The organism is Candidatus Clostridium radicumherbarum (assembly GCF_045310525.1).
Classification (GTDB): domain Bacteria; phylum Bacillota; class Clostridia; order Clostridiales; family Clostridiaceae; genus Clostridium_AT; species Clostridium_AT radicumherbarum.
The window spans coordinates 1-25,278 of record NZ_JBJHZY010000003.1 but is presented as its reverse complement, the minus strand read 5'-3'; the positions used below and the strand labels follow the sequence as shown (position 1 = coordinate 25,278).

Sequence of the window (25,278 nt, the reverse complement as noted above, 5' to 3'; positions counted from 1 at the left end):
TAATCCAGATTTCTTAATATAATTTAAAAATTATATAACTCTTTTAAAAAATATACATTACCTATATTCTACAAATAAATTTAGTTTCCTTTATATCTGACAAAATATTCTACTGATCTTTATTACTATAGAAATTTATACAACCACACTTCAAACTATAGAAGTGGCTCTTTATAATCCAATTTTTTGGGCAAAAGAAATGAAAAAGGCCCTTGGATAACTCCAAAGCCTTTATTTTTGGTGCGATAGAGAGGATTCGAACCCCGACCAACTGGATTATTAATTAAAATCCTTTGGATCAGTAGAAATATCAACAATTACATTAACATTAACTATTAGCTCAGTATTATCTAAAATGTTAGTTTTGCTATACTTTGGATAATGTCTATAAAAATCCTCTTGAACATTTAAAATATCAATACCCTTTTCTTTATTGTCCGTAAACAACTTAATAAATCCATCTTTTAATCTTGAAGAAGCTTCTTTTTCTATTTTTTTAACATTTTCATTACTTAGTTCTATTTTCCCAAAGCTGCCACGAGCGATGCTATGAACAGTAATATATTTTGATATATGAAATTGCCCATTTGAATAATTGTATTTAGTTTTAGTTTTAGCTTTTGTTACTCTAAGACCCATTGATTTATTATCAGAGCTTGGGTTTATAGTTTCAATACCTGTAGTAATAATTCTATTTAAAAGAAAATTAGTATATATAGTTTGTGTATCATTTAATTCACCAATCAGTTTATAATTTCTTAAAATACCTGAGCCTTTAAAATCTAAATAATCTGCATTGGGTTTATGTACTATTTTAATAGTTGGAATAATACATGTCTTACTGCCTAAAGAACTTTCATTATGTAATCTAATTATGGTCATATCTTCAGTAACTCCGATTAACTTTCTAGTATTACTTAATTGGGAGATTACAGATAACCCAAAAAACTTTTCTCCTGTTAAGTTAAGTGAATATAACTTTTCTGGATCACCATGAAAAATGGCTATGAAACTTCTTTTTAGGAATTCTTCTCCACGAGAAAAAACATCTAAAATATTGTCAATTCCATCACTAGCCGCCCTTTCCGTGAAAAAAATAATCCTATTATGCGTAAAATTTAACTTAAGATTTGATTGAGCATTAACTTTAGTTATTAAATCAGTTACATTATCAGCATACAAATGAAGAATGGATCTTTCTCCTTCTTTTTTCATACCTGAAGTACTAGTGGCTGGAGTAAAGGCTTCAAAATAAATACTATAAGTATCAGAATTAGTCTTATCAATTACAATTGAGGTAACTAGCAATAATTTATCTAAATCATTATAACTAGTTATCGGCATTACTACAGAAAAAGATAAAACAATTACAAAAGCCAATATTCTTTTCATGCCTTCTTACTCCTCCAAAAGATTTTACCTGAAATCTCCTTAAGCCTTCCTCTTGTAATGTAATCTTTCCCTTTATTCTTAAACTCATTAGGCGTTCCAATTGGGAAAAGGTATGGGTATCCACAGCTATTTAGGGATGCAATATGAGCAATTATCAATATTAAAAAAATAAAAAAACCATGTAACCCAAACATACCAGATACAGCTACATTCATTAGAGTCCAAATAGGTGTTATACTTGATAGCTTTGGATTAATAAATGAGGTTATTGCATATATTCCTGCAATAACAATAGTTCCTTCTGAAGCTAATCCCGCACCAATAGCTGCTTGACCAAGAATTAATGAGGATACCATGCTTAAGGATTGACCAATTGTTGATGGCATTCTTTTAGAAGCCTCCCTGGTTAGCTCAAAGAAGAACAGCATAATAAGTACTTCGATAATTGTAGGGAATGGCACACCAGCCCTAGACTCCGCTATTTTAAATACAAAGGTTGGAGGTATAAGTGAAGAATGATGAGTAAATAGTGCAATATAAAATCCAGGCAAAAATACAGTTAAAAAAAAAGTAAATACCCTTAGTATTCTCACTAAATCAATTACATTTTTATTTAAATAATAATCATCCGGAGCGTGAAAATATTCTATAAAGAAATAAGGAGCAGTAATGGCTGTTGGACAGTTATCAACTAAAACTGCAACTCTTCCTTGATATAACTTTGAAGCTAATATATCAGGTTTTTCCGTATATCCTATAGTATCAAAATCCGTTCCTTTGCATTTTAACTCCTCTTCAATATAATTGGTATCCAATATATATTCTACTTTTAAATTATTTATAGTTTTATTAAATAAATTAACCAGTTTTTCTGGAGCTTTATTCTCTATATACATAAGAATTACAGAGCTATTACTATCAGTTCCTAGGTGAAATTCTTCTATCTTAAGAGATTGGTTCTTGACTCTTTTTCTTATTAGATTAATATTATCACTGATTGATTCGTTAAAACCTTCTTGTGATCCTTTAATAACAGGCTCATTAATTGATTTCTCAACTAACCTATGAACACTTTTTTCTGCATTACAAATTATTACTTTGTCACTAAAACTTGAAAGTATTATTACTTCACCTGATAGTATTTGATGCACACAATCATCTATATGTAATAATTTTGCAGTAGAAATACAAAGCAGGGTTCTATTTATAATAATATCTATACTTAATTGTTCTTTTTGATCTTTTAAAAGTGGTGAAATAATAAAATTATTTATAAAATCCTTATCCACCAGGTTTTCAATAAAAATAAGAGTCAAAACTCCAGTAGGTAAATTAATATTTTTATATCTTACATCTTGATTTTTGTTTAATTTAGTTTTTATATATTCTAAATTTTCAACATACATAGTTTGACTCCTTCATTTAATGTATTTACTTATGATATATGTATATAAAATGTGTCAATAATGAAAATATATACATTTTTAAAGGAGTTTATAATATGTCTAATTTAAATAAAAGACATCTCTTTTTTCTTATTACAGGACTTATAGTGGTACCAATTAAAACATATCCAACTATTTTCACAAAAACTGGCGGCAGAGATTCTTGGATTTCTCTAATATTTGCCACTATTTTTATAATTATCTTTTTTTTATCTATTTTATATATTTGTAAGAGAAAGAATTGCTACGATATTATAGATATATATAAAGCTGCATTTGGAAATGTAATAGGGAATTTTCTTATAATAATGTTTGCACTAAATATATTTCTATCTCTTGTTGAAAGTGCAGCAGTTGAGGCAAGTTCAATTAATGTACAATTTCTTATATATACTCCTGTCTGGAACCTATTACTTTTAAGTGTTCCAGTAGCTGTGTATATTGTAAAGTGCGGGTATTCCGCTGTCTTAAGTTCTGTTCTCATAGGAATAATATTTATAAGCACATCTGGAGTTATACTTTTTTTCTTAACATGGAAATACAAGGATTTTATTAGACTTTTACCAATATTAGAGCATGGTTTTGATATGAATTTTTTTATAACAGTGATTAAACTAATTGGTGCTTATGGAGGGTTGTACATAGTACTGCTATATTTAACTGACATAAAAGACACTAAAATAATATCTAAATATAGTTTATATGCATTAATTTATGTAGCCCAAATGCAGATTATTTCAATGACAGGTACAATTGCTACTTTTGAAATTACCATACTAAACTCTATGTCCTACCCAAAGCTTATGCAAACACAACTCATACGGCAGTTTAACTTTCTGGAAGCAGGTGAGCTTTTTGTAATGCTTCAGATAGTTGCAGGATGGCTATTAAGAACGGTAATAACTCTGTTTGCCATTATGAAAGTATTTAAAAAGCTTAATATTGATCGTCCCTTTATGCTATATTTAGTTGGGATTTGTCTATACTTTTCAGCATTCTTTGCAGGTAGAAATTTATTTACCTTATTTAAATTATTAGACTACTTGCAATATATAAATTTAATGAATTACGTGATTATCCCTATTTTCGTATTCATCATATTCTACATTAGAAAGAAAAACGTGAACATAATTAATGAATAGGGAATAAGAATGTACTTCTTTAACAGTGCTAAATTGACACTCTGGTTTACTTTTTTGAGGATTTATTTTTGAGTAATATACTTAGTTCTAACAGTACCCCAGTTTCGTGTTATGGACAGGCTTGTGCATCACAGCCATTTGCTAGTACATACAGGCCCAAGTCATAGACTCACAAATTCCACCATGAAATCCCAGTAATGGAGGTGGGGTGCTTCAAAAATTAACTTCAGAAGTGCTTTAAAATATACTTGCCAAAAACAATTTAAATCACTAATTAGATGAACTAAGCCGCTAATAAGTTCCATATAAATATATATTTTTATCAATATATTCTATAATTTTACTCTTAATACTTCCAAATAAAAATACCTGAGGAATTATCTTCCTCAGGTATTTTACTTGATTATATTTTACCTTTGTTTATTTTAACAATTTATCTTCTAAATTATGGAGCAGTTGTCATATAAGGTACAAGGTAGTTTGCTTTCGGACTACCTATTCCTGTTACCATATCATAACCACTTTGTGCATTATAACCTCCATTACTGCCTTGGATAATATCATGGTAATTAGTAGAATATCCTGAACTTCCTGCAGTTCCAGCTAAATTATAAAGTTGAGTCATAACATCAAAGCTTGTATATGCATTTGTTCGATTTTGATCAAATAGTGCAACCATAGCTGCCCAACATGGAGCTCCAAGGCTTGTCCCACCTACTTGAAACCAACCAACTTGACCATTATCTCTAGTACTATCATAAACTGCAACACCAGTATTAGGATCTGCATCAAAAGAAATATCTGGATTCCCTCGATGTGAGCCTACAATGCTTGTCCAATTATTTTGATAATTTGGTTCTGTTTGATATACACTTGTTCCTCCGCCTGACCCAGTCCAACCGCTTTCACTCTGATAAGTTCCGGTTGAATCAATGTTTAATGTAGTTCCACCAACTGCAAGTACATTAGGGGATACTGCAGGCCAGCCTACACCAGAACCATTGTCACCTGTGGAAGCAACATAAGTAATTCCTGAATGCTGAAAATGAGAATCGTAAGTGGTTTCTCCTGAGAATTCAGAACCACCCCAACTGTTGGATACTACCTGAACACCAAGTGAAGTAGCATAATCCTCAGCAGCAAGTAAATCTGAAATGGAAGCTGATTTAGCAACACACAAAAGTATGTTAGCGCTTGGTGCTATAACGTGTGCCCATTCTACATCCATTGCTGTTTCAAGAGCCCAACCACCATCAGTTTTCCCAGGCTTACCGCTTGGATAGACAATAGTTAAGTTGGCTTGGGGCAGACCGAATTGGTTATTGAAAGTGGTTAAATCATTTTGCATTGTAGGACTGCCATAGGCATCTACAATTGCTATTGTCTTTCCTGCTCCTGTAGCCGAAATTTGGTCTAATCCATATGCTTTTTTAAGTTGTGCTGGAGTTAATCCAACTGGACCTGAGGTTGATGATCTTTTAACTTTGACTTGTGGTTGTGCTGCCCAAGAGTTTTGGGCATTAGCAATACCTGTTGTTGATGAGACTTTAGTTAAAGTGTTTGCTGGTATAAATGTTGTTGCAAGTGCCAGCCCGAGTACAAACAACTTTCTTAACGGTTTGTTCATAAAAAGACCTCCTTTATATTTTTACCATAATTAAATATGGTAATGATAACTAAATAATAATATACTTCAATGCTTTCTGTAGTAAATTAAATTTTAGCTAAGGGGTCTTATGCAAATATGTTAATTGCAAAATTATGATATTAAGTTAATTGTATTCGTATAATTTTAATTATGTATATATAATACATCTTATAATTTCATTTGTAAATAGTATGCAACAAATTTTTCTATATTTTTTGTTGCATATTTGTTGTTTTTTACATAAAGATAAATAATTACCTTAATAATATTAATAGGGCTACCAATTACTCCTATGTAATCAGCAGCCCTATTATTTAAGTAAAAGTATATCATATTTTAACATTAATATGATGTTTCTAACACATCTAATATTTTAAGTGATTGCTGTATATCCTTCTCTGACAAAAATATGCGCAATAGTTCTACACAAATCTTAACTATTTCATCTTTATAGTTTTTAGAACCACTATCTGTCAATAAGTTCAATATTCGTATATAATTTTCTTTAACTTCTTTATCAAATTTTAATGTCTTATATATTTTTATAAGTTGATAATGTCCCTTTAATATATATTCTATATCATTGTATTTTATTGCTAGGTCAATTGATGATTTAATTAAAGTAATTGATTCTTCATAAAGATTTTGCTTAATAAATACTGATGACTTTTCTAGCAAAGTATGTGAGAGGTTTTGAATATCTTTTTCTGATCTGATTTCCTCAGACATATTAAAGCATTGCAAACTTTTTTCGAAATATCCTTGCTTACAATATAGTGCTCCTAAATTATTATAAATATATCCAAATACCAAGTTTTTAGTATCAATTGTATGTTCTAGCAAATCATTTAAGACTTCTATTGCACTAATCAACTCTCCCTTACAATCATAACAATTAGCCTTAAGTATATTTGCATATGAATATATTAAAAAATCTTTCTCTTTATCGCATATTGAAATATATATATCTATATATTTCAATGCATCATCTATTTTATCAAGCTTTCTATGGCAAAGAGCAATATTGTATATTGATTTTTTCTTCATTTCCTCATCCTTATATAACAAAGAATAGTGATACGCAAAATTAAAATAATTTAAGGCTTGAATATTCTGGGCTTGATTAATGCAGCATCTTCCTAACATATCATATATATAAGTTATCTTACTTTTACAATCAATGTTTTTATAGTTCACCAAAGCGTTAATATAATCAACTTGAGAATTTGCATAATCTAGTTTTTCAAATCTTATATCTGCAAGCTTTAAGTAAGCATCAGCTAATGTTAAAGCTAATGCATATTTTTTTGCTATTTCTATTACAGCTATAATTTCATCTATACTTATTATACGATTAAGCATTCCTGTACAATAGACTTGAGCATCATCCTTGGCGCTGCTTTGAAAATATGATAAATCTAAATTAAATTCAAGATTTAATTCCTTGGACTTTTTTTTAAACTTATATATAATACTCTCCATGTTTTCCTTACTAGGCTTTCTCTTTCCTATTTCAATCATACTAATCAAAGCTCTAGAAATATTTACGTCCTCAAAATCTTTTTGTTTCATATTCAGTTCTTTTCTAGTTCTTTTAATTTTTTGTCTAATTTCTAAAAATTCCACTTAAATCACCTATTCTTTATACTTAATATTACCTTCTTTAACTAATTATAACATATACATTATAAATAAAATCTAATAATTAGTTTTAACTTAACAATTATTATTTTGAAATTAATATATAATCATTTTAAATTTTATTTTTCATTTCTTATATTAATGATAAGCTTTATTTTTTCTTTTATAGAATACGACCATTAAATATCTATACTTACAAAGTAATTAAAACTGCCAATTATGAAGTGAGTAATTGGCAGTTTTAATTACTTTGAGAAATATTAACTTAACATATAGTGTTTGAATATGGTGGAGTTGATAATACTGCAGGTGGATCCTCAGTTGCAGGCTTCATAATTGTAATTGTAGCAACAATACAAAGTATAATTCCTAAACAGAAAATTGCCTTTTTCATAAATTAACCTCCTTTTATAATTTAAATTAATTATACATCGGTTTTTTATTAGTTTCCATATTTTGTTATTAATTAAAGCATCATTCATATTTTCTACAAGCTTTAATACTTCTAAGTTTTTTAGGTACTATTAGATGTGTTATTTATTGTGTATTTTTATAAATTTTTCTTTAGGTTGAGTTATTTGAGATGAAAAAAGACCTACAAAACTCGGAAACCCTTGGTTTTGGTGCGACAGAGAGGATTCGAACCCCGACCAACTGGTTCGTAGTTATATTTTTATTTTAATTTACAATTTGTCCTATTTATTAAATTCAGTTAAATTAACGTTTCTAGTCATATTATCTAATACTTGCCCATTTAATTTTACATTGTATTTATCAGTTTTTAACGACAAATTCGCGACATAAATAAATTAATCGTAAAATTACTTGAAAATACCCACTAATCTAGAAAGATTAGTGGGTTCTAGTGATGTTATAAATATATTGTCTTTACTAAGAATTTCTTTTAACTATTTCAAATGATGGTCTTAAATCGTTATATTTTGTATACTCTTGCATTGCACTAAACAAAATTTCTTACTAAATACATTGAGTTAAAGAGCCTTCGCTATGTGAATAATAGTGACACCTGTTGCAGCCATTACAATTATTTATTTTATCATCATCAAACCTGCTAGCCTTAACTATAGCGTATGGATCAGATAATAAGAGCCTCCCTATAGAAAAAGTTAAGTTTTCTGCCTCTATCTTGTCTATTACATAAAAATCATCTATATTCCCAGCAATATTCCAAATCTTTTTAGGATATTTCTTACTAAAATATATACCATAATCAAGATAGACATTACTCCCATCAGATTTAGGTGGATAGATCATGTCCTTGTTTATATTATAAATACCATTAGAAATGCTAATTATATCGACTTCTGTATCAACCAACTTTGATAATAGAGAACTTTTATAGATTAAATCCTCATCTTTAGAATTTATTCCTTCTAAAAGAGAAATCCTTAAATCTAGTATTATCCCAGGTTCCGTTTCCGTAATCTTACTAATTATCTCTCGTATTGCCAATGTTCTATCTATACCATAAATATCTTTTCTGCAGTTAAAAGTTTCGCTAAGAAGTAGCGAAAGAAAATATCCATGTGCTGATTTCATTATCTGCGTTAGTAACTTATTTTGTCGTTGTAGTCGTTGCTATATTAGATGTTACATTAGATGATTATGGATTACTATTCATTTTACGTTTTACATTTCTAATATAGTCATTTTTTAAAGTTGTATATGTTTCTTTAATTTCGCTTTGTGAACTTAAACTATAATATTTATTTGTCTTAGAGTTATAATTATTTATTAAGTAATTATAGCTTCCAAGGTAAATAATTTTATTTAGCTCTGGATAAGTAGATTTAACATGTTGCTTTTTATAGGCGGTTAGCATTGAATTTAAAGAATGCTTTCCTGCAAAACTAAAACTTGAAATAATATTATTATCTGTTGAACAATCAATTTCAACAAAACCGCTTTCTGTACCATTAGTCGTAATATCAAATATGTAGCCATTGATATTATAATCTAAATCATATAGTGTAATTATATGGTCCATCTTAGACGATGAATTCCAGGTACATTCTTTAAATTTTGATATGAAGTCTTTTATTGTAGATTGAACATACTTAGTTAAATTTGGATCAACGCTTGCTGTTGATTTTTCATTAGCATTGTTTGTTACAGGTTTTTCATTAGTATTATTTGTTGCTAATTTTACATAAGCAGCAACACCAATGCTTGAAAATATTAATAAAGGAATTAATATTTTCAAAAGAAATTTTGTGAATTTATTCATAAAAAACCTTCCCTTTTATTATTTGTTAAAATAAACCTTAATATGAAATTATTATATAATAGATAAGGGACATAATCTATGTATTTGATGAAATTTTATAAATTAAAGGTATATCAAAATAAAGGTTAGTTTTTAAATTCCCTTATTCGTTATTAATTTTGGCATTTTAATATAGCCAAGCTTAAAAATACTTTTAACGACAAATTCGCGACAAATTATATTTTAACGACAATTTATAAAATAATAAAACCCTGCAAACTTAGTATTTGCAAGGTTTCTTTTGGTGCGACAGAGAGGATTCGAACCCCCGACCAACTGGTTCGTAGCCAGCTACTCTATCCAACTGAGCTACTATCGCATAGATATAAAATTATATTAGCATATAGCTTAGTAAAAATCAAATATTACTAAGTGCTATGTGAATTAAAAAACATCTACCTAATTGGTAGATGCTTTTGGCGGAGACGCCGGGATTCGAACCCGGGCTAGAGTAAACCCCTACTAACGGTTTAGCAAACCGTCCTCTTCAGCCACTTGAGTACATCTCCAAAAATATTAAAATGGCGGAAAGATAGGGATTCGAACCCTAGGTACGGTCACCCGTACGCCGGTTTTCAAGACCGGTGCCTTAAACCAACTCGACCATCTTTCCATGAACTAACGACAAGGATTATTATAGCAAACCTTTTTTAATGTGTCAACAACTTTAATTTTAAAATTTTTTATTGTAAATTTAAAAAATTTTATTGTTTTAAATAAAAATAATTTTTAAAGTAAAAGAGAAAGTATAATTAAATATATTATGTTATTTAACTGTTCTTATTTTATTTAGGTGGCAGAAGAAACGTCCCTTTGCCACCTAAATGTTACACGAGAAAAATCCGCGTACCAGGCTACTTTATAATTTCTTTACCGCCCATATATGGTCTAAGTGCCTCAGGAATTGTTACAGTTCCATCCTCATTTTGATAATTTTCTAAAATGGCTGCTACTGTTCTTCCTATAGCCACTCCAGAACCATTTAGTGTATGAACATATTGAGGCTTATCCTTAATGGTTTCTCTATATCTTATATTTGCACGTCTTGCTTGGAAATCCTCAAAGTTGCTGCAGCTGGATATTTCTACATATCTATTGTAGCTTGGCATCCAAACTTCTATATCATAGGTACATGCTGAGGAGAATCCTAAGTCTCCTGTGCAAAGCCTAACAACTCTGTACGGAAGTCCTAACCCCTGCAAAACTCTTTCTGCATCATTAGTAAGCTTTTCAAGTTCCTCATAGGAGTCTTCCGGTTTTGTGAATTTAACTAATTCTACTTTATTAAATTGATGCTGCCTTATAAGTCCTCTTGTATCTCTTCCTGCTGAGCCAGCTTCTGATCTAAAGCAAGCACTATAAGCTGCATGTTTTAATGGAAGCTCTTCTCCATTTAATATTTCATCGCTGTATAGATTAGTTACTGGCACTTCTGCTGTAGGTATTAAGAAGTAATCAGTATTAGTTACCTTAAAGGCATCCTCTTCAAACTTTGGTAATTGACCAGTACCTGTCATGCTTTTTCTGTTTACCATGAAAGGAGGCAAAATTTCTGTGTAGCCAGCTATATCTACATGAGTATTTAAGTAATAATTTATTATTGCTCTTTCAAGCCTTGCTCCTTGAGCTTTATAAACAGTAAATCTAGAGCCTGTTATCTTTCCTGCCCTATCAAAATCTAAGATGTTAAGCTTTGTGCCTATATCCCAGTGAGCCTTAGCATCAAATTTAAAGCTTGTAGGCTCTCCCCATTTTCTAATTTCTAAATTATCTGCATCAGATTTACCAATTGGAACAGATGAATTAGGTGTATTTGGAATCTTTAGTAAAATATTTTCAATACTGTCATCAATTTCAGTAAGTTCAGCATCTAAATTCTTAATATCTTCTCCTAATGTCTTCATCTCTGCCATTATTGGAGCTACATCTTCTCCTGCTTTTTTAAGCTTTGGAATCTCTGCTGAAACCTGATTTTTCCTGCCTTTTAAAGTTTCTACCTTAACTAAAACTCCTCTTCTCTTTTCATCCAAGAGAATTATTTCATCTATGAAGGCTGGATATGCCTCTCCTCTTTTTAGTAAAGCCTTCTTAACTTCTTCTGGATTGTTTCTTATCCTTCTTATATCTAGCATAAGTATCATCTCCTAATAAATTTACTCTTTATCTACATTTTTAGTGCAGATAATATCTACACCTGTATTTAATATGTTTTTACAAACCATGTCACCAATTTTTATAGGTGCTCCTACATAAATTCTGCTTAATGCCTTTGAACATTCCAGCCAAAGCTTTTTATCTATTGGTTTTGTACTCTTTACTGGAACTACATTATGTTTTCCGCCCTTTATCCTTACTAACGTAGTTAAAATTCCTCCATCAGTTTCCATAGCTACACTCCATCAAACTCTTTTATTCTATTTAATAATATATGTGAATTTTTAGAGTCCTTTACTATTTCAGTTAATTTCTTATTTGTTTCTCTTGCTAAAATTGGAACTATTTTATTTATACAATACGCGCCTTGGCAGCTACCTAAAGTAGCTCCTGTCCTTCTCTTTACACCTTCTAAGGTACGAGCACCAAGAGGCCTTCTAATTGCATCAACAATTTCACCTTCTGTAATCTGCTGACATAGGCAAACTATCTTGCCATACCTTTTATCAAGTTTTATTATCTGATTTCTTTCTTCATTACTTAAGTCCCTAAACCTATAAAAGTCTCTTCTCTTGTCATTAAAATCCCTTTTGGGCTTACAATTTACATTACTTACAACAGTTTCACAAATTATTTTTGCTATAGCTGGAGTCATAGTAACTTCCCCATAATGCTTTGCTGAAACCTTAATATAACCCTTATCTATAGAACTATCGTCAATAATTATAGAATTTCTATATATCAGAGATTCATATGAGCTAATAATGTTCTTATCCTTTATTGTGGTTAAAAGTGTGGAAATTTTATTAATCCCCTCATTGTGATCTAAGTAATCAACCGTGTTTAATGCTGCTATAGTATTACCTTGTACAGAAGGAATGGTATATATACGTTCGCTTTGCTCATTTATAGTAAAAATAATATTAGAAAAACTTTCTTTAAAGTCTTTCTCAATTAAATAGTACTTTAAATATGCAGTATTATTCACTACATCCTTTTCACCATTATCTATGCTGTATGACTTTCCTGGAGTAGTGTTTATAACCATCTTACATGTGAATTTATTTTTATTAGTTTCAACTCTAAAGCCTCTGGAAATTTTCTGAATGTCTATAACCTCTTCTTCAAGCTTAAAATTTACTCCATTATCAAAGGCAACCTCACCGTAGCCAATTGCCAGATCATAAGGACATACTACCCCTAAATTTTTAGAATATAATCCCTTATATACCTTTGAATTAAGATTTGGCTCCATTTTGTACACTTCATTACTATCTAAAAGGCTTATGTTTTCTATGCCTCTTTTAATAGCTAAAGCATACATTTTCTCTAATTTTTGCTTTTCCTTTTCATTGGCAGCAATAATTAACCCGCCTGTTCTTTTAAAGGGAACATTAAATTTTTCACTAACCTCATTATAGAGTTTATTTCCCATAAGCTCAAGTTTAGACTCTAAGGAATCTTCACATTCTACTCCATCATAAACAATTACCGAGTTTATTAACGCTACATCGTCAGCTATATCATAGTCCTTTTCAATAAGTGCTATGTTTAAATTGTATTTTGAAAGTTCATAGGCAGAAGCACAGCCTATAATACCTCCTCCTATAATAAGTACATCATAATCCATAAACTTATCTCCTTAATAAGCAACTTATGTATGCATTGAAAAAATCAATTATTATTATACCATAATTTCTCTTTTTTATCTTAAATTTATTAACTTCTACCACTCTATTAGAAAATTTTTTATAGGTACTAAATATATAATAAATAGGGATATAATTTAAGCTACAATATATAAAACTTAATTTCTCCCATTTTATATATTGTAGCCATCATTGTTTAATTTTAATTTACTTATTTATTTCAGTTAAAATATCCTGCAAGTTCTTTATATATTCTCCATACTTAGCCCAATCTCCATTTTTCTGAGCTTCTATGGCCTTATCAAAGTTATCCTTTGCAGCTTTAATTTTATCTTTCATATTTGCATCAACAGCAGGTACCGTTGCTGAAGTTCCTGGCAGTGTCTCTGGCACCGAGGTATTAATGTTAAATATCTGCTGCAGAGCCTTGTCAATACCTTCAGCCATAATAATTTTATCTCCGTAACCTACTACTAACCTTTTCATCTCAGGAATACTATTCTTTCCCGTAGCCCTTATATAGATTGGTTCTACGTATAGAAGAGAATTATTAATTGGAATAATCATAGTGTCTCCATAAATAACCTCAGAGCCTTCCTTATTCCATAAGGATATTACCTGGGAAATAGATGGGTCCTGATTAAGCTTTTGTTTAAAGAAATACGGACTATATATAGTTTTTTGTGGAGGGAATTTATAAAGTACCATTTTCCCGTAATTATCCTTATCCATTCTTACCCCATATAACCCTACCATATTATCTTTGGTCCTCATGTTGAAGTAATTTAAGAGCACCATTTCTTCTCCCTTATTTTCTTCAGGAAGCCTCATGATTATATAAGAGCCCTCATTTAATTTCTTATCTTCTTCAACCTTTTTTTGGTTACCTGCAATTTCCCATATATCTTCCCCATTATAAAAGACCGCAGGATCTGTCACATGATACTTACCTAATACACTGCTTTGAATATTAAATAGATCTTCTGGATATCTAAAATGATCTCTTAAATCTTGAGATAAGGTGTTTACATCCTTGAAAAGGCTTGGGAATATTTTTGAATAACTATTAGCTATTGGATCACTCTTATCTACAATATAGAAGTTAGTAGTTCCATTTACAGCATCCACAACAACCTTTATAGAATTTCTTATATAATTAACGTTGTTATTTGGCTGAGAATATGGAAATTTATCAGAAGTTGTATAGGCATCAATAATCCAATACAGCTTCCCGTTGCTTATAACTACATAAGGATCACTATCATAAGTTAAAAATGGCGCTATTTTTTGAACTCTATCCTTTATATTTCTATTTATAAGGATTTTACTGTTGCTGTTAATGTCTCTAGATAAAAGGAAATTAAAGTTCTTTTCATTAATAGCAAAAAGTATTCTATTTCCGAGGCTCATCTTAATACCAGCAGCACCATCATAATTATTCCATTGGTTATCTCCACCTTTAGGATAATCAAATTCACTTCTAGCTGTATCAACTATTGCATACTCATCAGTCTTCTCACCAAAATAAATTCTAGGATTATCTAATTTAATATTGGTATTATTATCAGGAGGAATATCCTTTATAACAAAATCAGGCTGCCCCTCAGAAGTTACAGAGTTTACCTTGCTCATTACTGCACCATAGCCATGAGTATATATTAGATGTCTATTCTGCCAAGTATTTGCGTTTCCTTCTAAGGATTGCATGTTTATTTCTCTTGCCGCTACAAATACCTGATTATATTTTCCATTAATGTTATATCTATCAATATCTATATCATTAAAGGTATAGTAATATCTAATAACCTGAACTTGGTTATAAAACTCTAATGCTGGCTGGAAAGAATTTATGTTTATATTATTGATGGTATCCATATTGCTATTTATATCATTTATTGTTAAATTATCTTTAACCTGAAAATCCTTTTGTTCAACCTTGTCTATGTTAAATGCCTTTCTTGTAAAGTCGATATTATTTGCAATATAAGGCTGTTCTAGACCCATTTGGTTTGATTTAACTATAAAGTTTTCAACTAAGGCTGAGGCCGCACCTTCTCCTACAATAAGTATGAGTATAATTATAACAGACGCAATGATTGGTTTAACCTTGGATTTTAATACACTTATAAATATTACAATTGCTGCTATTACTGAAACTATAGAAATGATTCTATAAAAAGTGAGTGTAACATGTGCATCTGTATAACCTGCTCCATAGACTACGCCTCTTGTACTATACACTAAGTTAAAACTCTTTAAAACATATCCAAAAGATAAGGCTAGTAAAATTAAAGCTGAAACTATAGCAAGCTGTTTACCTGCAAAGTTAGTAAGTCCATTTTTCATGCCGCCTTTTTTAAAGAAGGTAACGTTTCTAAATTCTCCAGAAACTATTCTATCCTTTGCACTTAATATAAAATAAGTGACTAGGGTAAATACTACTAAAAACACTAGAAGTACCATTATAGATGAGTAAAAGGATTCTATTAACGGTAATTTAAAGACATAAAAGGATACATCAATATTAAAAATAGGATCTTTTAAGTTAAAACTTGTTGAGTTCTCAAATTGAAGAATTCTATACCAATAGTTTGATGCAATTGAAAAAGATATTAAAAAAGATATTACTCCATTTATTATTATGAAAATTTTCCTTTCTAGGGATTTTTTTGCCTTAGTGATTTCAGTATAATTAATGAGCCTTATAATACTTCCTCTTAAGCTTCTATAATATAGCCAAATTCCTAAGTAAACTAAAATAAAAATCGGTACCATTAGTCTAATTACTGCAAGTAGTTTTGTGAAATAAACACTTACATATCCTACTTCTTTAAACCATTTTACATTAATTATGAAATTAACTATGGAATCAAAAAATACAATTATAATAATAGCACTTATTAAAAGAGTTGATATTCCAAAGAATCTTTTTTTCATATTTTCTCCTCTCATTATATATTTTTTAGTAGTCTCCCTATTACTGTATTTTTAGTTTCTATTGCTCCAGCTGGGCATAATTCCTGGCAGCAAAAACATCTTATACAATTCTTCATATTCCAGGTAGGTCTTAAGCTATCTCCTGCTTTAACCATTTTTATAACTTTTCCCTGCTCTGGACATACCTCTTCGCATCTTTTGCAGCCAATGCATTTGTCGCTTACAAGTGATGGACTAGGTGCTACCATACCAGTTAAGAATTTAGAAACTGCTGGGCTTGAGAAATGAAAACCTTCTCCCTTTCTTGATAGCTTAAAATTCTTAGCCTTCATATTTTCTATTTTCTCGCCCACGACCTCTATATCTTCTGGAAGTACTGCTCCCCAATTATTATCATATACTTCCTTTAAAGTTGGTGTTTCTAAAGGAGAATTATAACCTATAAGCCTTACAGCTACAGAATCTACAGCACTAAGAGAATCACCCATAATAATAGTATTCATTTTATGAGGGCTTCCATTTTTAGGTCCATTTCCTTCCATTGCAATTATTCCATCCAATATGGCAAAGCTTGTTCCTACAAGTGTATTTAAGTCTAAAAGCATTTTGCAAAAGTTATTGGCATCTGGCATTCTTGTATGCCATAAAGCCTTTTGAGTCCCTGATATGCAGCCAAATTGATTCTTAATGGCCCCTGTAAAATATGCCATAGCATGCGTTTTAAGCTTAGGCAGTGATATAATTACATCAGCTTCATAAGGTGCTTTAGCAACATCCCATGACTTGCAGAGAATAGAATTATCAAGCTTAACATGAACGGTCTCTTTGAAATCTTCAAATGTCACACCATACTTCTCAGCAACCTCCATAAGCCCGCTTCTTTCTGCTGCCCTTTTGGGATCTCCAAACCCTGGAGAATCACCAAAGCTTATATTATTAGTATATTCTTTAACTATTCTTATAACAGCCTCAAATACTGCAAAATGAGTTATTACAGGTGAACCTGCCTGCTCAACACTTAACATATTTGGCTTAATTAGCACCTTACTATCCCTTGGAATAAGCTTATTAATATAAGCCTCTCCCCCTAATAATTCAAAGCCATCTCTAATAGTTTTTTCAATTAAATCGGTGTCATAATCTGTACATTTTAATAAAGCTACCTTATCCATATTTCCTCCAATACTAATTTTGCTCTGCGAAATTAATTAAAAATAAATAACTATACTGGTTCTCCTGCAGGATAAATTCCGTTCATTAATCTGATATCAATAAGTTTTTAATTTTTAGTTCCTTTATTATTCTATCCAATGTTTCTTCGTCATCGGCTTCTATTGTATGCAGGTGTATGCCTCTTGTTAAGGTTAATAGGGGCTCTGCATTGTATTGCCTGCATTTTTCCATAAAACTTTGTACATCATAAGGGGTTTTAATCATAAGCATCCCCCTCATTTCACCATAAAGAGGATGTTCTATTATAACGTCTTCTACTTTACCTCCAAACTTTACAATTAAACTAAGCTCCTCTTCTATTTCCTCTATCTTATGACATACTGCTATAATCCTCTTTACTTTATGTATTTCTTTTCTAGGAATAATATAACCTTCAGGCGTTGCTATAATAGCCGTTCCTTCAGCTCTTAAAATTGCTATATCCTTAACTATTACCTGCCTTGTTACACCTAATTCCTGAGCAAGTTTACTTCCCTTTTGAGGCTCCTCTCTTTTTATTAATATGTCTTCAATAAGTTTTCTTCTTTCATTTGAACTCATATTTATTTTCCTCCAATTTTATACCTTAACTGAAGTTATTTATACATTATAACACTATATCCCTTAAACAAAAATATATTTAAAAAGCGTGCCAAAATTAATTTTGCCACGCCTTTATAAGCTTAATTTTTACTATCACAAATTTTTAATATATCTAATTCCCTATCACCTATAACATTGTCATTATGATGATTTTTTACTAAATATAAGAAACGTTCATCATATCTTCCTTTACTTTTTAAAATATTATATCCCTTATCAGCATGATTATAATATACATCAATTTTCTTTAGCCTCTTAAATCTTTTAAGCTTTCCCTTTGAAATATTGTCAAGCATGACCACTAATGATTTCTCAATAGGATTTAATTTTTTATATATTTTGCCTATATCATGTAAAAGAGCCGCCTTAATTAAACATTCATTTATTATTTTGTCGGCTTCACATAATTTAATAACATCTTCAGCCACCCTTGCAGAATGCTTTTGTTCATAAATTGACAAGTTATTAAATAGTTCTTTTTCCTCTTCAGTTAGATACTTATCAATTAATGCTGCATCCTTTAAATCCAGTTTTGATGTTATAGACCAATAAAATTGCTTTACTCTATATATAGACATAGGCCTACCTCCTGCATTCCTCTGAAACACGTAATAATTATTAATTATTACGCCCCCTACAATATTTACATTTTAATACATTTATAAGTTTTTGTGTATTAACAATTTGTTAATGAAGGTACTTTTAATGAAATGCTTTGATTTTTAATAATATTTATATTAACATTGATATTGGGGCATAATTTCATAAACGGGGGCGATTATTTGAAAATTTTTAAAAAACATCATAGAACTAATATGGAATACAATTTTTCTGTTAACAATATAAATGGATTGCTCCAGGCACTTTCATTAAATCTAGTAATACCATTTGCAAGCCTATATACAAAGCGATTAAATGGAACAGATAATGATATTGCACTTCTAAATTCCTATCCTTCAATATTCTCAATAATTGCTGTCTTTTTAGGTACTTACCTTTTTAGAAAGTATAAGAATAAGAAGAAACTAACATCCATTTTCTTTAGCTTTGGAAGAGCTTTTTTTCTACTATTCGTTTTTATTCCATTTTTACCAAGTTATCTAAGACCTGGCCTTTTTGTACTATTATATGGAGCCATGAGTTTTCCAAACTCCATAGCAAATATGGGCTGGCAATCCTATATTGCAGATTTGTTTCCTGAAGGCTGGAGGGGCAGGGCCCTTTCTAGAAGAAACAGTCTCTCAAATATAGGTGCTTTAATTATTACCTTAATAACAGGAAACCTTCTTTATTACATACCAAAAAATAATTCTGAAAGAATTAACTTATATCAATTGTTTTTTATTACAGCATTTATTGTTTCAATTTTTGAAATTTACACTCTTACAAAGCATAAATTAGATAAAAATAATAAACAAATTGAAACCATAACTGAATTTAGCAATGAACCTTTATTAGCAAAATTTAAAGAAACTTATAAAGTAGTATTCTCCAATAAAAAGTTTTTAGATTTTTGTATATGTGTAGTTGCTTTTCACTTTGCTTGGCAAATGGGATGGCCGCTTTTCTTTAGTTATGAAGTGGATATTCTTCATTCAAATGAATCCTGGACAGCAATTATAGGCACAGTGAGCTTTATATCGCAAGCAATTGGCTTTCCACTTTGGCAAAAACTATCTGAGAAAAAAGGAAATGCTATATCCATTACTTTTGCAATTTTAATAATGTCTATAACTCCTTTTTTATATTTAATTTCAACACATATTTATCACATTGCTATATTTAACTTTTTTACTGGTGCTGCCATTGCAGGAACCACACTCTTACTTTTAAACAGCTTATATGAAGTTGCTCCAAATGAAAACAGAACACTATATATAGCAGTTTATACAATACTCACTAATATAACCTTAATGTTTGCTCCCATATTAGGTGTAAAATTAAAGGCTGTTACAAATATTTATACTGCATTACTTGTTGTAGGAATATTACGATTAACTTCCACACTATTATTTTATTTCAGACATTTAAAATATAGAAAAGCTAGCATGTAACTGTAACTGCTAGCTTTTATCCTATTACTATTGTTTCTTTGTGCTTTCACCTAGATAAGCTTTCTTCACATCTTCGTTTAACAGTAATTCCCTGCCTGTTCCCTTTAATGCAATCCTGCCTGTCTCTATTACATAGCCAAAATCAGCTATATGTAGTGCCGCATTAGCGTTTTGCTCAATTAGAAGTATAGTTACTCCCTGCTTATGGATTTCCTTTATTATACTAAAAATATCTTTTACAACTAGTGGGGCAAGCCCTAATGAAGGTTCATCCATCATTAATAACTTTGGTCTAGACATTAAAGCCCTTCCAACTGCTAGCATCTGCTGCTCTCCCCCCGATAGAGTACCAGCAAGCTGCCAGTTTCTCTCCTTTAATCTAGGAAAAAGGCTATAAACCCATTCCATATCACTTTTTATATTCTTATCATCTTTTCTAATAAAGGCTCCAATCTTCAAATTTTCTAATACAGTTAAATTAGAAAATACCCTTCTTCCTTCGGGAACAAGCACTATTCCATCCTTAACCATATCCTTTGTTTTTTTATTTATTATATTTTTGTTCATGTAGCTTATGGTGCCGCCCTTAGGCTTTACAAGGCCAACTATTGATCTAAGCATTGTACTCTTGCCTGCTCCGTTTGCACCAACCAAGGTTACTATTTTTCCTTCTTCTACATTTAGGCTTACTCCCCTTAAAGCTTCAATACCACCATAACTTACTGTAAGGTTATCTATATTAAGCATTTTCTTCATTCACCCCCAGATAAGCTTCAATTACCTTTTCATTATTTTGTATTTCATAGGGACTTCCTTTAGCTATTGTAACACCATAATCAAAAACATAAATTCTCTTGGAAATACCCATAACAACCTGCATATGATGCTCAATCATAAAAATTGTTAAATCAAATTCATCTCTTATTTTTTGTATAAATTTTGTTAAGTCCTCTGATTCCTTTGGGTTCATACCTGCTGCCGGCTCATCTAAAAGAAGGACTTCAGGATTAGTAGCCAGTGCTCTAGCTATTTCAAGCCTTCTTTGCATGCCATAGGGAAGGGAACTTGATTTTTCATTTATAACGCCTATTAAACCTACCTTTTCAATTAATTCTAAGGACTTCTTCCTCATATTTCTTTCTTCTCTGTTATACCCAGGAAATCTAAATACAGAGGAAAATATATTAGATTTTATATGAAGGTGATTAGCTATAAGAACATTATCAAGTACACTTAAATCTTTAAATAGTCTAATATTTTGAAAGGTTCTAGCTATTCCAAGTTTGGTTATTTGATCCGGTCTTAAATGCGTTATATTTTTATCCTTATAAAAAACTTCGCCAATTGTAGGCTTGTATACCCCGGTAATCATATTAAAGGCTGTGGTCTTTCCAGCGCCATTTGGACCTATTAAGGCCACTATTTCACCTTTATTTAGATCTAGATTAAAATCTTTAACTGCAGTTACCCCGCCAAATTTCATGGTAACATTATTCATTTTTAATAAGCTCATCATTTACTACCTCCTTCTTCTAGAGGCTTCTTTTTAAACTTATTTATTATCTTTTCTAAACTAAATTCCTTATTTCCCATTAATCCATTACTGAAAAATAGTACTACAATAATTAAGAGTCCTGAAAATACAACCATTCTAAGTCCTGGAATGCCAGGGATAACAACAAATCCTAAATCCATAGATTCATCTAAGAACCTTAAAGCTTCTCCAGCAGTAGTTATAACAAAAGCTGAAATAATTGTACCTGTAATACTTCCCATTCCTCCCAATACTATTATAAGGAGTATATTAAAGGTTAGTATAAATCTAAACATTAGGGGGTCAATAGTTCCTAAAAGGTTTCCTAATAGACCTCCCCCTACACCTGCAAAGAAAGCACCTATCATAAATGATAATACCTTATGCTTAAATAGGCTGATACCCATACTTTCTGCAGCAACCTCATCTTCTCTTATTGCTTTTAATGCCCTTCCATAGCTGCTGCTAATAAGCAATACCATAAATATAACAGTAAATACTGCTACACCGAAGGTCCACCATAAATTTGTAGTGTCAGGAATACCTTTTATACCTAGAGCTCCATTTGTAATGTTTTGTGTATTTGTAAATATTATTCTTATAATTTCTGAAAATCCAAGTGTTGCAATTGCAAGGTAATCTCCCTTTAACCTAAGTACTGGTGCACCAATAAAAAATGCTACTATAGCTGATAATATTCCAGCTAGCAGTAAAGCAATGAAAAATGGCAGGCATATAGAGTCCAATGGCTTTATCAAAGGAACCATAAAGAAGTTCTGTGCCTTTACATCAGGAGACATTGTAAGTAATGCAGTTGTATATGCTCCTACTGCCATAAAACCAGCATGTCCAAGGGAAAATAAACCTGTGAAACCATTTATTAAATTCATGCTTAGTCCTAGAACTACATATATAGCACATAAATTTAATATTCTAACTACATATGAATCTAAGTAATTATTTGCAAAGAACACAAATAAGATAAGTAATAAAATAACCACTATGGTAAAAATTATTTTTTGTTTTCTCATAATATTCACCTACACCTTCTCCGATATTTTTTCGCCCATGATGCCCGTAGGTTTAAATAGTAGTATTGCTATAAGTAATATAAATGCAAAGGCATCTCTATAGCCTGTTAAGTTTGGAAAAAAGGCTACCAGCATTATTTCTCCTATACCAAGTACAAAGCCACCTATAACAGCACCAGTTATATTTCCTATTCCACCAATAACAGCTGCTATAAAGCATTTTAAACCTGGCATAACACCCATTAGCGGAGCAATCTGAGGAAACTTCATCCCCCACATTATGGCGCCAACAGCAGCTAAAGCAGATCCGATTCCAAATGTAAAGGAAATTGTTTTATTTACGTCTACTCCCATTATACTTGCTGTCTCATAATCTTTAGAAACTGCTCTCATAGCCATGCCGCTTTTTGTTCTATTAATTAAATATAGTAGAAAAAATAAAAACACAAAGGTAACTATTGGTATAATAATTGTTAACCTTTGAAGAGACACACTTCCAATATGAATAACTTTAGTAAATAAATCTGGAGCTGGAAAAGCCTTTGGCCTTCCTCCAAAAACAACAGTTGCAAGATTTTCTAAAAAAAAGGACATGCCAATTGCAGAAATAAGTATAGATATTTTAGGTGCATTTCTAATTGGTCTATAGGCGGTTTTTTCTACCAATATTCCTAATAAGGTTGTAAGAACTATTGCTAAGAAAAAGGAAAGATACCAAGGCAGAGTAAACATGGCAGCATAAAATGCAAAATATGTTGCCATCATGAAAATATCCCCATGAGCAAAATTTATAAGTCTAAGTATTCCATATACCATTGTATAACCAATTGCAATAAGTGCATATAAACTCCCCAGTGAAATGCCATTTGTTAGATGCTGTAAAAATGAGCTTAAACTCATTTGATTTACCCCCTTAATAACTGTGGAACTTTAAGACATCTTAAAGCTCCACAATTAATTTTATAATGCATTATTTAGTAGGCTCTATAACTTCTTTAAATGTAAATTTACCATTCTTAACTTCTTTGATAACAGCGCTCTTAACTGCGTTTCTATTTTCATCAAAGTTAATAACCCCTGCTGCTCCCTGAAAATCTTTTGTTTTTGCAAGTTCGTCTCTTAATTTAACAGAGTCAACACTACCTACTCTATTTAAAGCATCTATCAATAATAAATAAGCATCATAACCAAGTGCTGCAACAGCTGCTGGTTCTTTTCCACCATATTCCTTTCTGTATTCTGTTAAGAATTTTTCTGATTCTTTAGTTATTGGTTTTTCAGTTGCAAAGAAGGTTGAGAAGGTGGCACCTTCAACTGCTTCTTTTCCTATTTGAATAAATTCAGGAGTTTCCCAAGTATCTCCTCCTATAATTGGAACAGTTATACCAAGCTGTCTAGCCTGTTTTATAACAAGTGCAGATTCTGTAAAATTACCAGGTGCAAAAATTGCATCAGGATTTTGTGCCTTTATATTTGTTAGTTGTGCTGTAAAGTCCTGGTCTCCTGTATTATAATTTGAAACTGATAATATAGCCTTTTCATCACCTGTAAGCTTTTTAAAAGAATCAGTAAAGAACTTAGCAAGACCAACAGCATAATCATTTGAAACCTCTTGCACTATAGCAACTTTCTTTGCATGAAGTTCATTATAAGCATAATTAGCCATAACAGTACCTTGGAATGGATCTATAAAGCAAACTCTAAAATAATAATCATTGCCTTGAGTTACTAATGGATTTGTGCAGGAAGTTCCTACCGTAGGTACCTTAGCCTGCTTTATAATAGGTCCTGCAGCCATTGAATACCCGCTTCCCCAACTTCCTATAATCGCAGTAACCTTATCCTTTTCAACAAGTCTTGATGCTGCATTAGCTGCTTCTGACTTATCTGACTTGTTATCAACTAAAACAAGTTCAACTTTCTTCCCTAAAGCCGTTGGATAAAGTTTATTGGCAAGCTTAATTCCTTCTATCTCTAATGCTCCCCCTGCTGCGTTAGCCCCCGTCATTGGTTCAAATACACCAATTTTAATTACATCTGAAGAAGATTTATCAGCTGATGTATTAACCCCAGTTTTTTTACATCCCCCTAGAAAAACTGTTGATGCCATTACAACACATAATAGGATTGCTAACTTCTTTTTCATTTTTTTCCCCCTTATTAAATATAAATTTTGAAATTTTTATTTATACATCATTCATATATTCTACATATTTTTGTAAATCCCTGCAAATATCCTTAAAAATAGTGCAAAATAAGTTAATATTTTGCACAATAGCATTTTATGATAAAATATAATTCAATATTCAGAATACATTGAAGGAATTTCATGCAGATTTATATGAACTCTATATATTGCATATTTATTACTCCAATATAAATTTATGCTATATTTTTTTATAATTATGCTGTACTTTTGCACATTCCTACAAAAATAATAACAAAAAATAAAAAACAGCCCTTTTGGACTGTTTTCATTATGGTGGAGATAAAGAGGCTCGAACTCTTGACCCCCTGCGTGCAAGGCAGGTGCTCTCCCAGCTGAGCTA

20 protein-coding genes, 3 tRNA genes and 1 pseudogene are annotated in these 25,278 nt (G+C 30.9%); 2 read left to right on the top strand and 22 right to left on the bottom strand.

Features of this window, described 5'->3' with window-relative positions:
* Positions 1-279: 279 nt before the first annotated feature.
* Positions 280-1,392: a Ger(x)C family spore germination protein gene (locus ACJDUH_RS13880; protein ID WP_406765812.1), complete on the bottom strand. Its 1,113-nt coding sequence runs from the start codon at positions 1,390-1,392 to the stop codon at positions 280-282.
* Positions 1,389-2,798 (bottom strand): spore germination protein, encoded by a 1,410-nt coding sequence (locus ACJDUH_RS13875; protein ID WP_406765811.1) that lies wholly within the window; start codon positions 2,796-2,798, stop codon positions 1,389-1,391. The genes ACJDUH_RS13880 and ACJDUH_RS13875 overlap by 4 nt, the downstream gene beginning before the upstream one ends.
* 95 nt (positions 2,799-2,893) lie before the next feature.
* Here ACJDUH_RS13875 and ACJDUH_RS13870 point away from each other — a divergent pair, with 95 nt between their 5' ends.
* Entirely contained in the window at positions 2,894-3,979 is a 1,086-nt protein-coding gene (locus tag ACJDUH_RS13870) for an endospore germination permease (RefSeq protein ID WP_406765810.1), read from the top strand.
* 445 nt (positions 3,980-4,424) lie between these two features.
* Here the strand turns inward: ACJDUH_RS13870 and ACJDUH_RS13865 are convergent, their stop codons facing one another.
* From ACJDUH_RS13865 to ACJDUH_RS13795, 15 genes and pseudogenes are all read right to left on the bottom strand, one after another.
* The gene (locus ACJDUH_RS13865; protein WP_406765809.1) at positions 4,425-5,606 is read right to left on the bottom strand and encodes a S53 family peptidase; all 1,182 of its coding nucleotides are present in this window, start codon (positions 5,604-5,606) and stop codon (positions 4,425-4,427) included.
* Positions 5,607-5,969: 363 nt separating this feature from the next.
* On the bottom strand, positions 5,970-7,253 hold the full coding sequence (locus tag ACJDUH_RS13860) for a helix-turn-helix domain-containing protein (RefSeq protein ID WP_406765808.1): 1,284 nt from the start codon (positions 7,251-7,253) through the stop codon (positions 5,970-5,972).
* A 280-nt stretch (positions 7,254-7,533) separates the two neighbouring features.
* Positions 7,534-7,662, bottom strand: a complete 129-nt coding sequence (locus ACJDUH_RS13855) for a hypothetical protein (protein WP_406765807.1) — start codon at positions 7,660-7,662, stop codon at positions 7,534-7,536.
* A 584-nt stretch (positions 7,663-8,246) separates the two neighbouring features.
* Positions 8,247-8,828: a beta/alpha barrel domain-containing protein gene (locus ACJDUH_RS13850; RefSeq protein ID WP_406765806.1), complete on the bottom strand. Its 582-nt coding sequence runs from the start codon at positions 8,826-8,828 to the stop codon at positions 8,247-8,249.
* Between the two features lie 64 nt (positions 8,829-8,892).
* Entirely contained in the window at positions 8,893-9,516 is a 624-nt protein-coding gene (locus tag ACJDUH_RS13845) for a hypothetical protein (protein ID WP_406765805.1), read from the bottom strand.
* Between the two features lie 281 nt (positions 9,517-9,797).
* A tRNA-Arg gene (locus ACJDUH_RS13840) sits at positions 9,798-9,874 on the bottom strand.
* 98 nt (positions 9,875-9,972) lie between these two features.
* A tRNA-Ser gene (locus ACJDUH_RS13835) sits at positions 9,973-10,064 on the bottom strand.
* A 13-nt stretch (positions 10,065-10,077) separates the two neighbouring features.
* Positions 10,078-10,168: transfer RNA gene (locus tag ACJDUH_RS13830), tRNA-Ser, on the bottom strand.
* A gap of 241 nt (positions 10,169-10,409) precedes the next feature.
* Positions 10,410-11,687 (bottom strand): serine--tRNA ligase, encoded by a 1,278-nt coding sequence (gene serS, locus ACJDUH_RS13825; protein WP_406765804.1) that lies wholly within the window; start codon positions 11,685-11,687, stop codon positions 10,410-10,412.
* A 21-nt stretch (positions 11,688-11,708) separates the two neighbouring features.
* A pseudogene (locus ACJDUH_RS13820) lies at positions 11,709-11,924 on the bottom strand (DUF1667 domain-containing protein); the annotation flags it as partial.
* A gap of 20 nt (positions 11,925-11,944) precedes the next feature.
* Positions 11,945-13,339 (bottom strand): NAD(P)/FAD-dependent oxidoreductase, encoded by a 1,395-nt coding sequence (locus tag ACJDUH_RS13815; RefSeq protein ID WP_406765803.1) that lies wholly within the window; start codon positions 13,337-13,339, stop codon positions 11,945-11,947.
* A 226-nt stretch (positions 13,340-13,565) separates the two neighbouring features.
* Entirely contained in the window at positions 13,566-16,295 is a 2,730-nt protein-coding gene (locus ACJDUH_RS13810; protein ID WP_406765802.1) for a UPF0182 family protein, read from the bottom strand.
* Positions 16,296-16,309: 14 nt separating this feature from the next.
* Positions 16,310-17,467: a DUF362 domain-containing protein gene (locus ACJDUH_RS13805; protein ID WP_406765801.1), complete on the bottom strand. Its 1,158-nt coding sequence runs from the start codon at positions 17,465-17,467 to the stop codon at positions 16,310-16,312.
* An 85-nt stretch (positions 17,468-17,552) separates the two neighbouring features.
* Positions 17,553-18,068: a transcription repressor NadR gene (locus ACJDUH_RS13800; RefSeq protein WP_406765800.1), complete on the bottom strand. Its 516-nt coding sequence runs from the start codon at positions 18,066-18,068 to the stop codon at positions 17,553-17,555.
* Positions 18,069-18,190: 122 nt separating this feature from the next.
* Positions 18,191-18,688, bottom strand: coding sequence for an HD domain-containing protein (locus ACJDUH_RS13795; RefSeq protein ID WP_406765799.1), 498 nt, complete (start codon positions 18,686-18,688; stop codon positions 18,191-18,193).
* 204 nt (positions 18,689-18,892) lie between these two features.
* Between ACJDUH_RS13795 and ACJDUH_RS13790 the strand changes: the two genes are divergently transcribed.
* Positions 18,893-20,164 carry an MFS transporter gene (locus tag ACJDUH_RS13790; protein WP_406765798.1) on the top strand — a complete coding sequence of 424 codons (1,272 nt, stop codon included), beginning with the start codon at positions 18,893-18,895 and terminating at the stop codon, positions 20,162-20,164.
* 27 nt (positions 20,165-20,191) lie between these two features.
* Here the strand turns inward: ACJDUH_RS13790 and ACJDUH_RS13785 are convergent, their stop codons facing one another.
* The 5 genes from ACJDUH_RS13785 to ACJDUH_RS13765 all read right to left on the bottom strand — a co-directional run bounded on the left by ACJDUH_RS13785 (position 20,192) and on the right by ACJDUH_RS13765 (position 24,875).
* Positions 20,192-20,911, bottom strand: a complete 720-nt coding sequence (locus ACJDUH_RS13785) for an ABC transporter ATP-binding protein (protein ID WP_406765797.1) — start codon at positions 20,909-20,911, stop codon at positions 20,192-20,194.
* Complete coding sequence (locus ACJDUH_RS13780; RefSeq protein WP_406766199.1) at positions 20,904-21,677, bottom strand: ABC transporter ATP-binding protein; 774 nt, start codon at positions 21,675-21,677, stop codon at positions 20,904-20,906. Before ACJDUH_RS13780 ends, ACJDUH_RS13785 begins: the two co-directional genes overlap by 8 nt.
* Positions 21,677-22,729, bottom strand: coding sequence for a branched-chain amino acid ABC transporter permease (locus tag ACJDUH_RS13775; protein ID WP_406765796.1), 1,053 nt, complete (start codon positions 22,727-22,729; stop codon positions 21,677-21,679). Before ACJDUH_RS13775 ends, ACJDUH_RS13780 begins: the two co-directional genes overlap by 1 nt.
* A 9-nt stretch (positions 22,730-22,738) precedes the next feature.
* The gene (locus ACJDUH_RS13770) at positions 22,739-23,629 is read right to left on the bottom strand and encodes a branched-chain amino acid ABC transporter permease (protein WP_406765795.1); all 891 of its coding nucleotides are present in this window, start codon (positions 23,627-23,629) and stop codon (positions 22,739-22,741) included.
* A 70-nt stretch (positions 23,630-23,699) separates the two neighbouring features.
* Positions 23,700-24,875 carry an ABC transporter substrate-binding protein gene (locus ACJDUH_RS13765; RefSeq protein ID WP_406765794.1) on the bottom strand — a complete coding sequence of 392 codons (1,176 nt, stop codon included), beginning with the start codon at positions 24,873-24,875 and terminating at the stop codon, positions 23,700-23,702.
* Between the last annotated feature and the right edge of the window lie 403 nt (positions 24,876-25,278).

Excerpts from the sequence above, each read along its gene's own strand:
- ACJDUH_RS13880 (WP_406765812.1), bottom strand. The coding sequence starts at position 1,392 with ATGAAAAGAATATTGGCTTTTGTAATTGTTTTATCTTTTTCTGTAGTA.
- ACJDUH_RS13875 (WP_406765811.1), bottom strand. The coding sequence starts at position 2,798 with ATGTATGTTGAAAATTTAGAATATATAAAAACTAAATTAAACAAAAAT.
- ACJDUH_RS13870 (WP_406765810.1), top strand. The coding sequence starts at position 2,894 with ATGTCTAATTTAAATAAAAGACATCTCTTTTTTCTTATTACAGGACTT.
- ACJDUH_RS13865 (WP_406765809.1), bottom strand. The coding sequence starts at position 5,606 with ATGAACAAACCGTTAAGAAAGTTGTTTGTACTCGGGCTGGCACTTGCA.
- ACJDUH_RS13855 (WP_406765807.1), bottom strand. The coding sequence starts at position 7,662 with ATGAAAAAGGCAATTTTCTGTTTAGGAATTATACTTTGTATTGTTGCT.
- ACJDUH_RS13850 (WP_406765806.1), bottom strand. The coding sequence starts at position 8,828 with ATGAAATCAGCACATGGATATTTTCTTTCGCTACTTCTTAGCGAAACT.
- ACJDUH_RS13845 (WP_406765805.1), bottom strand. The coding sequence starts at position 9,516 with ATGAATAAATTCACAAAATTTCTTTTGAAAATATTAATTCCTTTATTA.
- serS (WP_406765804.1), bottom strand. The coding sequence starts at position 11,687 with ATGCTAGATATAAGAAGGATAAGAAACAATCCAGAAGAAGTTAAGAAG.
- ACJDUH_RS13815 (WP_406765803.1), bottom strand. The coding sequence starts at position 13,339 with ATGGATTATGATGTACTTATTATAGGAGGAGGTATTATAGGCTGTGCT.
- ACJDUH_RS13810 (WP_406765802.1), bottom strand. The coding sequence starts at position 16,295 with ATGAAAAAAAGATTCTTTGGAATATCAACTCTTTTAATAAGTGCTATT.
- ACJDUH_RS13805 (WP_406765801.1), bottom strand. The coding sequence starts at position 17,467 with ATGGATAAGGTAGCTTTATTAAAATGTACAGATTATGACACCGATTTA.
- ACJDUH_RS13800 (WP_406765800.1), bottom strand. The coding sequence starts at position 18,068 with ATGAGTTCAAATGAAAGAAGAAAACTTATTGAAGACATATTAATAAAA.
- ACJDUH_RS13795 (WP_406765799.1), bottom strand. The coding sequence starts at position 18,688 with ATGTCTATATATAGAGTAAAGCAATTTTATTGGTCTATAACATCAAAA.
- ACJDUH_RS13785 (WP_406765797.1), bottom strand. The coding sequence starts at position 20,911 with ATGCTTAATATAGATAACCTTACAGTAAGTTATGGTGGTATTGAAGCT.
- ACJDUH_RS13780 (WP_406766199.1), bottom strand. The coding sequence starts at position 21,677 with ATGAGCTTATTAAAAATGAATAATGTTACCATGAAATTTGGCGGGGTA.
- ACJDUH_RS13775 (WP_406765796.1), bottom strand. The coding sequence starts at position 22,729 with ATGAGAAAACAAAAAATAATTTTTACCATAGTGGTTATTTTATTACTT.
- ACJDUH_RS13770 (WP_406765795.1), bottom strand. The coding sequence starts at position 23,629 with ATGAGTTTAAGCTCATTTTTACAGCATCTAACAAATGGCATTTCACTG.
- ACJDUH_RS13765 (WP_406765794.1), bottom strand. The coding sequence starts at position 24,875 with ATGAAAAAGAAGTTAGCAATCCTATTATGTGTTGTAATGGCATCAACA.